Origin of the sequence: Streptomyces sp. NBC_01283, assembly GCF_041435335.1 — a bacterium.
Taxonomy (GTDB): Bacteria; Actinomycetota; Actinomycetes; order Streptomycetales; family Streptomycetaceae; genus Streptomyces.
In genome coordinates this window covers 1,294,166-1,308,889 of sequence record NZ_CP108430.1, presented here as the reverse complement: position 1 = coordinate 1,308,889, position 14,724 = coordinate 1,294,166, and the positions used below count along the sequence as shown (strand labels likewise).

At 71.8% G+C, this 14,724-nt stretch carries 14 protein-coding genes and 1 riboswitch; of the genes, 7 read left to right on the top strand and 7 right to left on the bottom strand.

Features of this window, described 5'->3' with window-relative positions; translation table 11 throughout:
• Positions 1–4 precede the first annotated feature (4 nt).
• A riboswitch (cobalamin riboswitch) is annotated at positions 5–203 on the top strand.
• A gap of 29 nt (positions 204–232) precedes the next feature.
• Genes OG302_RS06205 through OG302_RS06190 form a run of 4 tightly spaced genes read left to right on the top strand, consistent with a single transcriptional unit; the run spans position 233 to position 2,999 of the window.
• Complete coding sequence (locus OG302_RS06205) at positions 233–937, top strand: energy-coupling factor ABC transporter permease (RefSeq protein ID WP_371525802.1); 705 nt, start codon at positions 233–235, stop codon at positions 935–937.
• On the top strand, positions 937–1,347 hold the full coding sequence (locus tag OG302_RS06200) for an energy-coupling factor ABC transporter substrate-binding protein (RefSeq protein ID WP_371525801.1): 411 nt from the start codon (positions 937–939) through the stop codon (positions 1,345–1,347). Before OG302_RS06205 ends, OG302_RS06200 begins: the two co-directional genes overlap by 1 nt.
• A 6-nt stretch (positions 1,348–1,353) precedes the next feature.
• Positions 1,354–2,103 carry a cobalt ECF transporter T component CbiQ gene (gene cbiQ / locus OG302_RS06195; RefSeq protein WP_371525800.1) on the top strand — a complete coding sequence of 250 codons (750 nt, stop codon included), beginning with the start codon at positions 1,354–1,356 and terminating at the stop codon, positions 2,101–2,103.
• Entirely contained in the window at positions 2,100–2,999 is a 900-nt protein-coding gene (locus OG302_RS06190) for an energy-coupling factor ABC transporter ATP-binding protein (RefSeq protein WP_371525799.1), read from the top strand. The genes cbiQ and OG302_RS06190 overlap by 4 nt, the downstream gene beginning before the upstream one ends.
• 26 nt (positions 3,000–3,025) lie before the next feature.
• Here OG302_RS06190 and OG302_RS06185 read toward each other — a convergent pair whose 3' ends face one another.
• The 3 genes from OG302_RS06185 to OG302_RS06175 all read right to left on the bottom strand — a co-directional run bounded on the left by OG302_RS06185 (position 3,026) and on the right by OG302_RS06175 (position 6,132).
• Complete coding sequence (locus tag OG302_RS06185) at positions 3,026–4,135, bottom strand: hypothetical protein (protein WP_371525798.1); 1,110 nt, start codon at positions 4,133–4,135, stop codon at positions 3,026–3,028.
• A gap of 2 nt (positions 4,136–4,137) precedes the next feature.
• The gene (locus tag OG302_RS06180) at positions 4,138–5,208 is read right to left on the bottom strand and encodes a hypothetical protein (protein WP_371525797.1); all 1,071 of its coding nucleotides are present in this window, start codon (positions 5,206–5,208) and stop codon (positions 4,138–4,140) included.
• Between the two features lie 123 nt (positions 5,209–5,331).
• On the bottom strand, positions 5,332–6,132 hold the full coding sequence (locus OG302_RS06175) for a methyltransferase domain-containing protein (RefSeq protein ID WP_371525796.1): 801 nt from the start codon (positions 6,130–6,132) through the stop codon (positions 5,332–5,334).
• Between the two features lie 170 nt (positions 6,133–6,302).
• Between OG302_RS06175 and argG the strand changes: the two genes are divergently transcribed.
• Positions 6,303–7,751 carry an argininosuccinate synthase gene (gene argG, locus OG302_RS06170; RefSeq protein ID WP_361831455.1) on the top strand — a complete coding sequence of 483 codons (1,449 nt, stop codon included), beginning with the start codon at positions 6,303–6,305 and terminating at the stop codon, positions 7,749–7,751.
• A 121-nt stretch (positions 7,752–7,872) separates the two neighbouring features.
• On the opposite strand, the gene OG302_RS06165 is transcribed toward argG, so the two are convergent.
• Positions 7,873–8,865 carry a winged helix-turn-helix transcriptional regulator gene (locus tag OG302_RS06165; protein WP_371525795.1) on the bottom strand — a complete coding sequence of 331 codons (993 nt, stop codon included), beginning with the start codon at positions 8,863–8,865 and terminating at the stop codon, positions 7,873–7,875.
• 205 nt (positions 8,866–9,070) lie between these two features.
• Between OG302_RS06165 and OG302_RS06160 the strand changes: the two genes are divergently transcribed.
• On the top strand, positions 9,071–11,059 hold the full coding sequence (locus OG302_RS06160) for a serine/threonine protein kinase (RefSeq protein WP_371525794.1): 1,989 nt from the start codon (positions 9,071–9,073) through the stop codon (positions 11,057–11,059).
• A 167-nt stretch (positions 11,060–11,226) separates the two neighbouring features.
• Positions 11,227–12,267, top strand: coding sequence for an NAD(P)-dependent alcohol dehydrogenase (locus OG302_RS06155; protein WP_371750026.1), 1,041 nt, complete (start codon positions 11,227–11,229; stop codon positions 12,265–12,267).
• A gap of 80 nt (positions 12,268–12,347) precedes the next feature.
• On the opposite strand, the gene OG302_RS06150 is transcribed toward OG302_RS06155, so the two are convergent.
• The 3 genes from OG302_RS06150 to OG302_RS06140 form a co-directional block, all read right to left on the bottom strand.
• Entirely contained in the window at positions 12,348–12,869 is a 522-nt protein-coding gene (locus OG302_RS06150; RefSeq protein WP_371525793.1) for a hypothetical protein, read from the bottom strand.
• The gene (locus tag OG302_RS06145; RefSeq protein ID WP_371525792.1) at positions 12,866–13,489 is read right to left on the bottom strand and encodes a hypothetical protein; all 624 of its coding nucleotides are present in this window, start codon (positions 13,487–13,489) and stop codon (positions 12,866–12,868) included. Before OG302_RS06145 ends, OG302_RS06150 begins: the two co-directional genes overlap by 4 nt.
• 232 nt (positions 13,490–13,721) lie before the next feature.
• A complete protein-coding gene (locus OG302_RS06140) occupies positions 13,722–14,663 on the bottom strand; it encodes a helix-turn-helix domain-containing protein (protein ID WP_371525791.1) in 942 nt (313 codons plus the stop codon).
• Positions 14,664–14,724: the final 61 nt, after the last annotated feature.

Below are 14,724 nucleotides of genomic sequence, written 5' to 3'. Positions count from 1 at the left end.
AGGAAACTCGGATGCGCACTATGGTCACCACGCCTTGGTGCTCGGGAAATCCGGTGTGATGCCGGTGCGGCCCTCGCCACTGTGATCGGGAAGTCCGGCTCCAGCCCTCGCGGCAGCCACTGGGTGCACACGCACCCGGGAAGGCGGAGTCCGGTCGGTACGACCCGTCAGCCAGGAGACCGGCCAAGGCGCGTTGTCCATCCACGAGGTGCTGGAGAGGGTCTGCTTAGCCATGCACATTGCCGAGGGTTTCCTCCCACCGGCGCACGCGATCGCCTGGGGTGTAGCGTCCGCGCCGTTCGTCGTCCACGGAGTCCGCTCCCTGACCCGTGAGGTCAAGGAGCACCCTGAGAGCACGTTGCTCCTGGGCGCCTCCGGAGCCTTCACTTTTGTCCTTTCCGCACTGAAAATCCCTTCCGTCACGGGCAGTTGCTCGCACCCGACGGGCACCGGGCTCGGCGCGATCCTGTTCCGGCCGCCGATCATGACGGTGCTCGGCACCATCACACTGCTGTTCCAGGCCCTGCTGCTCGCCCACGGCGGACTCACCACACTCGGCGCCAACGTCTTCTCCATGGCGATCGTCGGGCCATGGGCCGGATACGCCGTCTACCGCCTCCTGAAGCGGTTCGACGCGCCGCTCATGGTCGCCGTGTTCTTCGGCGCGTTCGTCGCCGACCTGTCCACGTACTGCGTCACCAGCGTCCAGCTCGCCCTGGCCTTCCCGGACCCCAGCAGCGGATTCGTCGGCGCCCTGGGCAAGTTCGGCGGCATCTTCGCCGTCACGCAGATCCCCCTCGCGGTGAGCGAGGGACTGCTCACCGTGCTGGTGATGCGGCTGCTCGTGCAGTCGAGCAAGGGCGAGCTCACACGGCTCGGCGTCCTGCTGCAGGGGAAGAAGACGGACACGAAGACGGAGTCGGGGGCCAGCGCCTGATGAGCCGGAACGCGAAGATCAACACTCTGCTCCTCGTCATCGTCGCCGCGCTCGCCGTGCTGCCGTTGGCGCTCGGCCTCGGCGACGACAAGAAGGAGCCGTTCACCGGGTCCGACTCCCAGGCCGAGACCGCGATCACCGAGAACAAGCCGGACTATGAGCCGTGGTTCTCGCCGCTGTACGAACCCCCCTCCGGGGAGATCGAGTCGGCGCTCTTCGCGCTGCAGGCGGCGCTGGGCGCGGGCGTCCTCGCGTACTACTTCGGTCTGCGCAGGGGGCGCCGGCAGGGCGCGGAGATCGCGTCGGCGAAGGAAGCCCCCGCGAAGAGGACCGCAGAAGGAACCGCGGAAGGAACCGCGGAACGGACCGCCGACGTGGACAGCACCCGGACCACGACCGAGCAGGTCTGATCCCGCGTGCTGCCCATCGACGCGGCGGCGCACAGCAGTCGCTGGCGCCGCCGCCACCCCGTGGACAAAGCCGTGCTCGGGCTCGGCCTCACCGTCCTTGCCGTCTCCCTGCCGCCCTGGCCGGGCGCCGCCCTCGTGCTCGTCGCCGCGCTCGCCGTGCTGCTCGGACCGGCCGGTGTGCCGCCCCGAAAACTGTGGCGCGCCTACCGCGTGCCGCTCGGCTTCTGCGTCACCGGCGCCCTGACCCTCATCGTCCAACTCGGCGGGCCCGAAGGGTTCGTCACGCTCGCCGATGGCGGCCCCGCGCGAGCGGGCGGTCTGCTCCTGCGCACGTCGGCGGCCTCGCTGGGCGTCCTGCTTTTCGCCTTCACCACACCCATGTCGGACCTGCTGCCCCGCCTGGTGAAGGCGGGCGTGCCGGCACCCGTCGTCGACGTGGCCCTCGTCATGTACCGGATGAGCTTCCTGCTCCTGGACTCCATGAGCCGGATCCGGCAGGCGCAGGCCGCGCGGCTCGGCCACACCACCCGTGCCGCGACCTGGCGTTCCCTCGGCGGCCTCGGGGCCACCGCGTTCGTACGGGCCTTCGACCGGGCGACCCGGCTGCAGGCCGGGCTCGCCGGACGCGGGTACGACGGAACCCTGCGGGTGCTCGTGCCGGAGGCCCGGATCTCCCGGCGCTTCGTGACCGCGAGCGCGGTCCTTCTCACGGGCCTCGCGGCCCTCACCCTCGTACTGAAATGGCTTCTTCCATGAAGGCTTCCTCCCTGAGCGAGCCGCGCGCCTCCAGCGATCCGAGCGGGCCCCTGGTCGCTCTGCGCGCCGCTTCCTACGCGTACGAAGACGGGCCCACCGTGCTCAGCGGCCTGGACTTCGACGTCATCGAGGGGCGCGCCCTCGCGCTGCTCGGGCGCAACGGCAGCGGCAAGACCACCCTCATGCGGCTGCTGAGCGGCGGACTCCGGCCGGACCGGGGCGGATTGACCGTCGGGGGAGCCCCCGTGACGTACGACCGCAAGAGCCTCACCCGGCTGCGGACGACGGTTCAGCTGGTGGTCCAGGACCCGGACGACCAGTTGTTCGCCGCCTCGGTCGAACAGGACGTGTCCTTCGGGCCGCTGAACCTGGGGCTGCCGGACGGTGAGGTGCGGGCCCGGGTCGCCGAGGCGCTCGCCGCGCTCGACATCAGCGCCCTGGCGGACCGCCCCACGCATCTGCTCTCCTACGGCCAGCGGAAACGGACGGCCATCGCGGGCGCCGTGGCGATGCGGCCCCGCGTCCTGATCCTCGACGAGCCGACCGCAGGGCTCGACCCCGACGGCCAGGAACGCCTCCTGACCACCCTGCAAGGCCTGCGGGACGCGGGGACGACCGTGGTCATGGCCACCCATGACGTGGATCTGGCCCTGCGCTGGGCCGACGACGCTGCCCTGCTGACTCCCTCCGGAGTGCGTACGGGGCCGGTCGCGGAGATGCTCGCCCAGCGGGACCTCCTGGGCCAGGCGGGGCTCCGCCTGCCCTGGGGGATCGCGGTCACGGAGCTGCTCCGGACGAAGGGCCTGCTGACCGAAGCGGGCCCTGGGCCGCGCACCCCCGAGGAGTTGGCCGCCCTCACGACGGCCCCGGCGATTCCCGGAGCGTCAGGCGGCTGACCGGGGCGCGGGCCCGCGTCGTCCGCTCAGCCGAACCGCAGGATCCTCGGGGCGAAGGTGCCCTCGGGTCCGGCGGCGCGGCCGACCGACCACACCGTCTCCGTGCCCGGCACCGGCGCGAGCCGCTGCATCGAGGAGTCGCCCTCCCCGGGCACCGCCGGTTCGTCGTACGCGGCGAACGACTGCCCGTTCCAGGCAAGGAAATCCGGCCCGGGGACGAGCGGCGGACTGCTGCCCGGCGGGCCCCACTTCAGCGAGCGGGCCACCGAGACCCAGCCCAGCTTTCCGGAGCCGGCGGCCGACAGCGAGGAGATGTAGCCGAAGTCGGTGGGCATGGTCACCCGGCTCCACTCCGTCCCGTCCCAGCGCATGAGCAGCGGCGGGATCGGCTTGCCCGGCGGGCCGCCGACGAACCCGGCCGTGCCGCCCGCCCACACCTCCGTCGGTGAGACCGCCAGCACGCTGGCAACGGCCGCCCGCGGGAATCCGTCCACGACCGTCTGCTGCCATGCCTGCCCGTCCCAGTGCGACACGGTCGCGCCCGAGCCGCTGGAGCCGGCGGCCCAGACGTCGTCGGCCGCCACGATGTCCAGGCCGCTCACGTACCCCGGCGGCGCCGGAACGTCCTGCCACGCGCGCCGGTCCCAGCGCAGCAGCACCTGCACGCCGTCCCGCGAACCGATCAGCCAGGTCTCACCGCCGCCGGCGACGACCTTGTCAAGGACGACACCGCGCGGCGCCCGGCTCTCCTTCCAGGCACCGCCGTCGAAGCGGAGCAGGCGGGAGCCGCCCGCCGAGTCGCGGCCGACCGCCCAGACCGCGGTCGGCGAGGTCCCGGCGACCGACACCAGGTCGCCCTGCCAGCCGATGCCGGGCAGGCTCTGGCGCTGCCACGCCGTTCCGTCCCAGCGCAGCACCAGCGGGAAGCCCGGCGCCTCACGGCCGACGGCGTCGGCGCCCACCGCCCACGCCCGGTCCGGCCCGAACGCCACGGCTTCGTTCAGCCCGGCCTGCGGGCGTACCTGTGCCGGGACCGGAACGTGCTGCCAGGCTCCGGGTTCCGCCGCGGCCGAACTCACGACGGCCATGACGGCCAGGACGACGGCGAGCGCCGCGACGAGAAGTCTGTGTGCCATGGTCAGCCTCCCAGCCGCTCGCTCATCAGGTTCGCCTTCGAGCCGTAGATCTCGACGGTCCCGAAGGACAGCAGCGCGGACCCGGCCCTCGTCAGGGCACTCGGTTTGACGAGGATCGCGTTCGTGCGCTCCGGGCCGTAGGAGAAGGTGGTGCGGCGGCCGTCCACCCGCGCGTACTTCGACTGGAACGCGCGGTCGCTGCGCACCGGCAGCCACAGCGCGCCGTCCGGGCCGCGCACCATGTCCTCCGTATAGGTGTCGCCCAGCGCCGGGTCAGTGGTGCGCCAGGCCTGGCCGTTCCACGTCATCAGATAGGTGCGGGACACGCCGTCGGTGTACTGGCTGCCGCCGATCGTGGCCCGGCCGTTGGGTTCGAGCAGGATCGTGTGGATGTTGCTGTTGGCCGGCAGCGGCACCTTCGCGTCCCGCCATGCCGTGCCGTCCCAGCGAAGGACGGCGGTCCCGGTGTCGGTGTCCGCCCAGGCCCAGGCATCGGTGGCCGTGCGCGCGGTGATCCCCATCAGGTAGCGCACGCCGTCCGGGGTGGACTGTTCGGTCCAGCCGGAACCGTCGTAGTGCAAGACCTTCAGGCCGGTCTCGTCCTCACCGACCACCCACGCGGCACCCGGTACGGCGGTGAAGTCCTGGTAGGTCCACAGGGTCTGGGGCAGGGGGACGGTGCTCCATCCTCCTGTCGCCGAGCGGCGCAGGATCTCCCCTTCACCGGCGCGGTTGTGGAAGATCCACGTTTCCTTGCCGACGAACTGCACCCCCCTGAGGTAGCCCGGCTCGCCGGCGCCGGGGAAGGTCGTGTCCCGGCTCCACGTTTTGCCGTCCCACCGGTACAGGAGAGGCCGCTGCCCGTCGGCGGCCTGCTCGTACCCGGTGGCCCACGCCTCGCCGGGTCCGCGGGCCCCGAGGTCGAGCACGGTCACCGGCGGGCTGGCCGCGGGTACCGGCAGCGCCGACCAGCTCGGTGCCACGGGCGCGGCTCGCGGCACGGCGGCGGCGGGTGACACCACCGCGGTACACGCGAGCACGAGACAGACGAAGACCGCACGGAGACCGTTCACGAGACCCCCCAGTACGCGAAGGCCGCTCACCTTATGGGCATGCACCCGTCCGTGAATAGACGGGTGCATGCCAATCTGGCGTTCGTCTTCGAGTGCCGGCTCCCTGTTTCGGGTGCCGGCTCCTCACGTCGTCGTCCGGTCCTGCCGCGCGCGGGAGATGAGGTGGAAGTGACGGGCGACGCGCCGGTAGGGATCCATGCGGCCGGCCTCCCACTCCGCCTCCAGGACCTGGTCGAAATCCTCGCCGACGCACTCGTCCTCGAGGTGGTCGGTGAACACCCGCACCCCGTACCACTGCAGGAGGTCGAGATCGTGGTCGGCGAAGAGCCGCAGGACCATGGTCCGGTCCACGCCACGGCTGATCGTGCCGATGCTGTTGTGCTCCACCGGGCTGCGCAACGCCTCCAGCGCGCCGCTCCAGTCACGCGTCAGTCCGCGCCGTATGGCCAGGGCGTCGGCCTGATAGGCGAGGACGGAGATGATGCCGCCGGGGCGCAGGCACTGGGCGAGGACGTGCAGCAGCGGGGCCGGGTCCTCCAGGTACATCAGGACGCCGTGGCACAGCACCGCGTCCCATCCGGAGCCGACCAGCTGCGGGGCCTGCTCGCCGAGGCCGCGGTGAAAGGTGATGCTGCCCGGTGCGTCGGGGGCGTGCGGCAGCCAGGCGGTGCGGGCTCTGGCCAGCATGGTCTCGTCGGGATCGAGCACGGTGACGTGGTGACCGCGCAGGGCCAGCATCCGGGCCTGGACGCCGGTGCCGCCGCCGACGTCAAGCACCCGCTGCGGCGGTACGGCGGGCAGGTGATCGGCCAGAGCCCGGTCGACGAGCCGGTGGCGGATGGTGCCGCGGAGCGAAGTGCTGCGGCGGGCGTAGCGGTCGGCGAGCGGTTCACCGGGGCGGTCGGGCGTGGTCCAGGAGTTCATCACTTGGGTCTCTAGTCCGAGGCCGGGTGCGTGCAGTGCCGGGGTGCGTGCGGTGACGAGAGGGGCGTACCCCTTGAAGAGTGAAGGGAATCGCGTGGGGCCGAGAGCCGCGGCCAACCGGCGAAGGGTAGGACGTTGCATGGTCATGCGAAGTCATGCATACTCTTCCTATGTCCAAGGTCCTCACCTCCCTCCCCACCGGCGAGCGCGTCGGCATTGCCTTCTCCGGCGGTCTCGACACCTCCGTCGCCGTCGCCTGGATGCGTGACAAGGGCGCCGTCCCCTGCACGTACACCGCCGACATCGGCCAGTACGACGAGCCCGACATCGCCTCCGTGCCCGGCCGCGCCTCGGCGTACGGCGCCGAGATCACCCGGCTCGTCGACTGCCGTGAAGCGCTGGTCGAGGAAGGGCTCGCGGCCCTCGCCTGCGGCGCCTTCCACATCAGGTCGGGCGGGCGCCCGTACTTCAACACCACGCCGCTGGGCCGGGCCGTCACCGGCACGCTCCTGGTGCGGGCCATGCTCGAGGACGGGGTGCAGATCTGGGGCGACGGTTCCACGTTCAAGGGCAACGACATCGAGCGGTTCTACCGCTACGGGCTGCTCGCCAACCCGCACCTGCGGATCTACAAGCCCTGGCTGGACGCGGACTTCGTCACCGAGCTCGGCGGCCGCAAGGAGATGTCGGAGTGGCTGCTCGCGCACGAGCTGCCCTACCGGGACTCGACGGAGAAGGCGTACTCCACGGACGCCAACATCTGGGGCGCCACGCACGAGGCCAAGACCCTTGAGCACCTCGACACCGGGCTCGAGACGGTCGAGCCGATCATGGGCGTGCGGTTCTGGGACCCCTCGGTGGAGATCGACACGGAGGACGTGACGATCGGCTTCGATCAGGGGCGCCCGGTCACGATCAACGGCAAGGAATTCGCCTCCGCGGTCGATCTCGTCATGGAGGCCAACGCGATCGGCGGCCGGCACGGTCTCGGCATGTCCGACCAGATCGAGAACCGGATCATCGAGGCCAAGAGCCGTGGCATCTACGAGGCGCCCGGCATGGCGCTCCTGCACATCGCCTACGAGCGCCTGGTCAACGCGATCCACAACGAGGACACGCTGGCCGCGTACCACAACGAGGGCCGGCGCCTCGGCCGGCTGATGTACGAAGGTCGTTGGCTGGACCCGCAGGCGCTGATGATCCGCGAGTCGCTGCAGCGCTGGGTCGGCACGGCGGTCACCGGCGAGGTGACGCTGCGGCTGCGGCGCGGCGAGGACTACTCGATCCTCGACACCACGGGCCCGGCGTTCAGCTACCACCCGGACAAGCTCTCCATGGAGCGGACCGAGGACTCGGCGTTCGGCCCGGTGGACCGCATCGGCCAGCTCACCATGCGGAACCTCGACATCGCCGACTCCCGTGCGCGCCTTGAGCAGTACGCGGGCCTCGGCCTCGTCGGCTCGGGCCACCCCACGCCGATCGGCGCGGCGCAGGCGGCATCGACCGGCCTGATCGGCGCGATGGACGGTGGCGGCGCCGAGGCGATCGCCTCGCGCGGCGAGACCACGGACGAGGAGTCCATGCTGGACCGTGCCGCGATGGAGTCCGGCACGGACTGACACGGCTCACCGGTCGTACGTGTCATTGGCCGTACGTGCCTTGTTCGTACGTACCTGAACGGCGGGCCCCGGCGGATTCGATCCGCCGGGGCCCGCCGTCGTCGCGTCGTGGGTTCGTGGGTCAGGAAGCGGCAGCCGTGCGGTCGGCGCGGACCACGCCGAAGGCGTCCGCCATGCGCAGCCCCGCCTCCGGGTCGCCGCTGACCTCGATGACCTGGGCGCTGAGCGCGTCCTCCAGCGGCAGGGAGCCCACACCCAGCTGAAGAAAGGTGCCCAGGTCGGTGACGATCGTCGCGACGGCGTCCGGGGCGGGGCCGAGGTCCATCTTGACGGTCCCGTCGTCGACGCGAGCATGGAAGACCAGGTCGCCGACCACGAACTCGTACGTCTCGCGTACGCCGAGAGCGTGGTCGGGGCGGAACGTGGCACCGACGGCTCCGACGATGCCGTGGCGCCCGCCGGTGGCCTCGGGGTGCGCGCCGAGGATGGCCACCACCCGTGCGGCGGCCGGGAGTTCACCCTCCAGGCGGGCCAGGCCGCGCGCGACGGCGTCCTCGATGTCCACCAGGCGGGCGCCGATGGCGAGGAACGAACCGAGGTCGGTGGTGATGGCGCAGACGGGGTCCGTGGCGCTGCCGTTCTGGATGTCGAGCACGCCGTCGTCGACGCGGAGGTGGAACGTGTCGCCGTCCACCCGGAACTCGTACGTCTCCCGTACGCCACTGGCCTCTTCGGGCCGGAAGCTGGCGCGCAGGCAGCCGAGCACCCAGCTGAGCCGGAAGGTGTCGCCGGGCCGGGGCGAGGTCGGCAGCCGCATGCCCCAGCGGGTCAGCTCGTCGAGCACCGGACGCATGGCGGTGCCGAGTTCGGTCAGTTCGTAGACCGCCGACGACGCCGGGGGCGGCAGTTTGACCTGACTGAGGATGCCCGCCTTGCGCAGCGCGCGCAGCCGCTCGGCCAGGACGTTGGGGCCGATGCCGGGCAGGCCCGTGACGAGGTCGGTGTACCGCCGGGGGCCGAGCAGCAGTTCGCGCACGATCAGCAGGGACCACCGGCCGCCGACGACGTCCAGGGCCCGGGCCGCCGGACAGGACTGGTCATAGCTGCGTGTCATGCGCGCCGGGCCGCCTTCCCCATTGATAGCAGGCACTTAGGTTTTCTATAGTACCGATCAACTCGGGGGTCACGTCGGTCTGTTGAGTCGCACCGGGGAGTGACTGCCCCACGCGGCGCACCGTCACCATGAGGTAAGACGGCGTGCGGGAACGGGAACTCCGGCCGGAAGTACGGAACATGGAACAACGGGGGAACAGAGCGGCATGAGCGGTGACCATGGCGACGAGCGGGACAGCGGCGACGGCGGCAACGGCGGTGACGGCGGCGGCATAGAGCCGCTGACGCCGGGCGACCCGCGTCGGATAGGCCCCTACCCGCTGCTGGGACGGCTGGGCTCCGGCGGCATGGGCCGGGTCTACCTGGCCCGCTCCGAAGGCGGCCGTACGGTCGCCGTGAAGGTGGTGCACGAAGAGCACACCTCCAACGGGGAGTTCAGGGCACGGTTCCGCCGGGAGATCGAGGCGGCGCGGCGCGTCGGAGGCCGCTTCACGGCACCGGTACTCGACGCGGACCCGGACGCCGCACGGCCCTGGGTGGCCACCGGTTACGTGCCGGGACCCTCCTTGGAGCAGGCGCTCCTGACGTACGGTCCGCTGCCCGCCTCCTCGGTGTACGCGCTGGCCGACGGATTGCTGCGGGCGCTGCAGGGTATCCACGGCGCCGGAATCGTGCACCGGGATCTGAAGCCGTCCAACGTGCTGCTCACCGTTGCGGGCCCGAAAGTCATCGACTTCGGCATCGCGCGGGCGCTGCAGGTCTCCGTGGAGTCGATGCTCACCAGCACGGGCATGGTCATCGGCTCGCCCGGCTTCATGGCGCCCGAGCAGATCCTGGGCGAGGAGACGGGCACCCCGGCCGACGTCTTCGCGCTCGGCTGCGTCCTCATGTACGCGGCGACGGGGCAACTGCCCTTCGGGCACGGCGCGAGCAACCAGCACGCCGTGATGTACCGCATCGTCGAGGCCGCGCCCGACCTGACCCGCATCGAGGACGAGCCGCTGCGCACGTTCATCGCTCGCTGCCTGACCAAGGAGCCCGCTGAACGCCCCGGCGTGGAGGAGCTGTTGGCGGGCCCGGAGCGACCGCGCCCCTCGGGAGCGGAGAGCGCCGCGTGGCTGCCGCCCGCGCTGGTGGCTCGTCTCGCGCAGGACGCGGCGAGGCTGCTGGACGTGGAGGCGCCGGAGGCCTCAAATCCATCGGAACCCGCAGCGGCACCGGAGGCCTCGAAGGCGTCAGAGCCCGCCAAGGCGTCGGACGTCGCGACCTTCGGGCTGCGGGCGGCGCCGAAGCCGCAAGCCGGTGCCGACGTGCCCGGGTCACCCGGGAAGGCTGAACCGGCAGTCATCTCTCCTGTCACGGCCGCGCCCGAGCGCACCCACCGGCGCACCCGCAGAAACTGGGCCGTGGCGGTCGCCGTCATCGCCGTAGTGGCGGCCGGCGGCACCCTGGCCCTGCTCGACGGAGAGGACGGCACCCAAGGCGCCCCCGGTGCCGACGGCGCACCACCCGGCGCCGACAACTCCCCGACGGCTCCCACCCCTTCGGGGTCCAAGGGCTCTGACGGCAAGGGCAAGGACCGCAAGGACGGAAAAGACGGAAAGGACGACAAGGAGAAGGGCAAGGGCAAGGACGACGACTCCTCACCGGGCAGGGACGGCACCTCGTCCGGCGGCGCCGCCGGCGATGAGCAGGCCTCGGGCGACGGCGCCGCGTCCACCGGAAAGGGCGGGGGCTCGGACCCCGATGCGTCCTCGGGCGGCGGGAGTTCGGGCTCCGGCGGCTCGTCGGGATCCGGCTCGGGTTCCGGCTCGGGTTCCGGTTCGGACTCGGGCTCCGGCGACTCCGGCAACCGCGTCCCGCAGGGCTTCACCGGAACCTGGACCCTCAACTCGCCCTACGTCCAGCAGCCGCAGAAGGTGATCATCTACCGGGTCGCGCCGGGCAGCCGCGCCGTCAAGCTCATCACCGATTCGGGCAGCGGCGGGCACTGCGAGAACGTGGCCAAGCTGGTGTCAGTGACGGACGGCGGGAAGCGCATCAACATCGGCACCGCCCATCTGGACGAGGGTCGCTCTAGTCAGATCGTGTGCGGGGACATGGACCCCTCCTACTTCATCCTCGATGAGCCGAGCGGCATCCGCCACAACGTCGGGCCCTCCCACGGCGACGGTTACCACTACGACCGCGGCTGAGTCCGTACGAGGCCCGAAACATCAGATGTCTCAATGGGTCACATGTCTCAATGGGACGTCACGAGGAGTACAGTCGGAGACAAAGGGGGACATCAGGCGCACAGCACGAAGAACGAGAAGAGGCATCCCAGATGTCAGCGCAAGAGAGCCCCGGCCTGCCCGCCGAGATGAAGGCCGTCCAGTACCGCGGCGTCGGCGCCGCCCCCGAGGTGGTCACCGTCCCGCGCCCGGAGCCGGGCCCCGGCCAGGTACTCCTCAAGGTCACGGCAGCGGGCGTCTGCCACTCCGACATCGCCGTGATGAGCTGGCCCGCGGAGGCGCTGCCCTTCCCGCTGCCGCTCACCCTCGGCCATGAGGGCGCGGGGACCGTCGCCGCGCTGGGCGAGGGCGTCACCGGCTTCGAGGTCGGCGACTCCGTGGCCGTCTACGGGCCGTGGGGCTGCGGAGCCTGCCTGATGTGCGCGCAGGGCAAGGAGAACTACTGCACGCGCGCCGCGGAGCTTGGCATCCGCCCGCCCGGACTCGGGGCGCCCGGCGCCATCGCCGAGTACATGATCGTGGACGACGCGCGCCATCTGGTCCCGCTGGGCGGCCTCGACCCGGTGACGGCCGTGCCGCTCACCGACGCGGGCCTGACCCCGTACCACGCCATCAAGGCCTCCCTGCCCAAGCTGACGCCCGGCAGCACTGCCGTGGTCATCGGCACCGGCGGCCTGGGGCACGTCGCCATCCAGTTGCTGCGCGCGCTGACCCCGGCACGGGTGATCGCCCTCGACGTCACCGACGGAAAGCTGCGACTGGCCCACCAGGTCGGCGCCCACGAGACCGTCCTGTCGGACGAGCACGCGGCGGCGAAGGTCCGTGAGCTGACCGGCGGCCTCGGCGCGCAGGCGGTGTTCGACTTCGTCGGCGCACCGCCCACCGTCGCCACGGCCACCGCCTGCGCGGCGGTGGAGGCGGACGTGACCATCGTCGGCATCGGCGGCGGAGCCGCGACCGTCGGCTTCGGCGCGACTCCCTACGACGCGGCGGTCCGCGCCCCGTACTGGGGCAGCAGGTCCGAATTGATCGAGGTCCTCGACCTGGCCCGGTCCGGCGCGATCGACGTCCAGGTGGAGACGTACGCACTGGACGACGCGCCCAAGGCGTACGAGCACCTGCACGAGGGCCGGATCAACGGCCGCGCGGTCATCCTGCCCAACGGCTGACCCGCACGCGCGTGACGTGGGGCCCGAGGCGAAAGCCCCGGGCCCCACGTCGTGCCGTTCGTCGTGATGTTCCCGATGTGCTAGATGCGCAACAGCCGTTCCGTGGCTTCCCGGTACTGCCGCAGCGCGAGGCGCAGTTCTTCCGTGTGCGCTTCGGTGTCGTGGCCCTGCCAGCCCTCGCGCAGGGTGCGCCGTCGTTCCGTGAGGGTTTCGGTCAGGTGCCTGACGGCGTCGTCGAAGAGGCCGTCGGCCTCCTCCACCGCCTGGCGCGGGCTGTCCACGAACGTGCTGAGTGCCTGCTGGAGCCGCAGCCCGAGCTTGTCCCGCTCATCCTGCGCGAGCCATACGGGACCGGATTCGGAGCCGGGTCCGGCGGCGTGAGCGGGAGAGCCGGTGGCCGGGGAGCCGGCGGCGGGGGAGCGGTGCGCGGCGGGAGCGTGAGCAGGGGCCGGAGCGGGGGCGCCGCTGCCGATGCCCGGCTCGCGGGGTGTGCCGCTGCCGATGCCCGGCTCGCGGGGTGTGCCGCTGCCGATGCCCGGCTCGCGCGGCGTGCCGCTGCCCATGGCCTGTTCGCGGGGTGTCAGGTGCTCGGCGTCCGTCATGACGTGCCACTTCCCTTCGCGTGACGTCGGGGCAGTGCCCACGGCGTGTGGCCGCGGTCGGCGGTGGAGTGCCCGCCGTTCCGGCTGGAGTCGACCGTGTGCTCGGCGACCAGTGCCTCGAAGAGGCGACGGGCCTCGACCATGGCCTCGCGCATTTCCTCGGTGCCGCCCTGCCCGCGGGTCGCCGTGTGCACGGCGCGGTAACCGTGGACGGAGTGGGCGTGGTGGACGGAGAGCGCGGCCATCTGCTCGTCGAAGCGCTCACCGTCGGGGAAGCCCCGGTCCCTGGCCAGTCGGGCAAGAAGCGCGTCGGCCTCGGCCACGGCCTGCTGCGGTGATTCGACGAACTGCTCCTGGACGCCGGCCCACTGGGCCACGTAGCGCTCGCGCGCCCCGGGCGGCAGCGGCTCGGGCTTGACGGAGCCGTGGAGTCGTACGCGCTCGCGGAGCTCCTGTTCGGCTGCCCGTACGTCGCCGTCGTGCCGGGCGACGGTGTGGTCGTACTCGGGCCCGAAGCGGCGCTTCAGGCTGCCTCCGCCGCCCCGGGCTCGCCGCAGTCCGACGAAGAGGACGACGGCTGCCGCGATGACGACCACGGCGATGATGACGGCGGTGATCATGGCTGCCTCCCTTGCTGTCGTGGTCCGTTGAGCTTTCTCGTGTTTCGTTCGGCGCCGAAGCCGGCCGATGGGCACCCACGCGACGCGGGCACCGATCGGGGCGTCTGTGATCAGCGGTCGAACGACTGCTTCCGGGTTCGCACGGCGGCCGAGTACCCCCATGTCCGGCAATCAGTCGGACGAGGGGCACAGCACGAGGTTCGCCGGAGCACCGGGACGAGCCGACCGTCGCTCAGGAGGCGCCGAAGGTACGCCGGTAGGCCTCGGGCGGCAGACCCGTGACCCGCGTGAAGTGCCGCCGGAGCGTGGCGGAGGTTCCCATGCCCGTGCGGGTCGCGATCCGTTCGATGCTCTCGTCGCCCGACTCCAGCAACTCCTGTGCCAGCCGCACCCGTTGGCTGAGCAGCCAGCGCAGCGGTGCCGTACCGGTGACGGCATGGAAGTGCCGGGACAGATTGCGGCTGCTCATGCCCGCCTGCCGGGCCAGATCCTCGATGGTGAGGGGCTGTTCGAGGCGGCCGAGGACCCAGGGCAGCAGATCGGCCAGCGGGTGGTCGCGCCCGTGCGCCACCGGTGCCGGGATGAACTGCGCCTGGCCGCCGTCCCGGTGGGGCGGGGTCACGAGCCGCCGGGCCAGTGCGTTGGCCACCGTCGCCCCGTGGTCGGCACGGACGAGGTGCAGACACAGGTCCATGCCCGCGGCCTTGCCCGCCGAGGTGAGCACGCTGCCCTCGTCGGTGAAGAGGACGTCGGGGTCGACCGTGACCCGGGGATGGAGCGTGGCGAGCCGCTCGGCGTGGGCCCAGTGCGTGGTGGCCCGGCGGCCGTCGAGGAGTCCGGCGGCGGCGAGGACGAAGGCGCCGGTGCACAGCGAGACGATTCGGGAACCTGCCGCGTGGGCGGTCCGCAGGGCCTCGATCAAGTCGCCCGGCGGCTGCGTGCCGATGTCGCGCCAGGCCGGGACGATCACCGTCTGCGCGGCGGCGACGGCCTCCAGGCCGTGGGCCGGCTCGGCGCGGAGCCACTCCCCGACGCGGGTGCCGTTGGCGCCGCACACGGTGAACGAGTACCAGGACCCGGCCAGGTCGGAGTGGTCCGAGCCGAAGACCTCGAAGGCCGCCGCGGCCTCGAAAAGCATGCTGCCCTCTGGAAGTGCCATCGCCACGGTTTTCATGTCCGAAACTGTATGCCCCTCGTCATTCCGGCCACTGGTGGGGCGTGGTCCGTACGCGGAT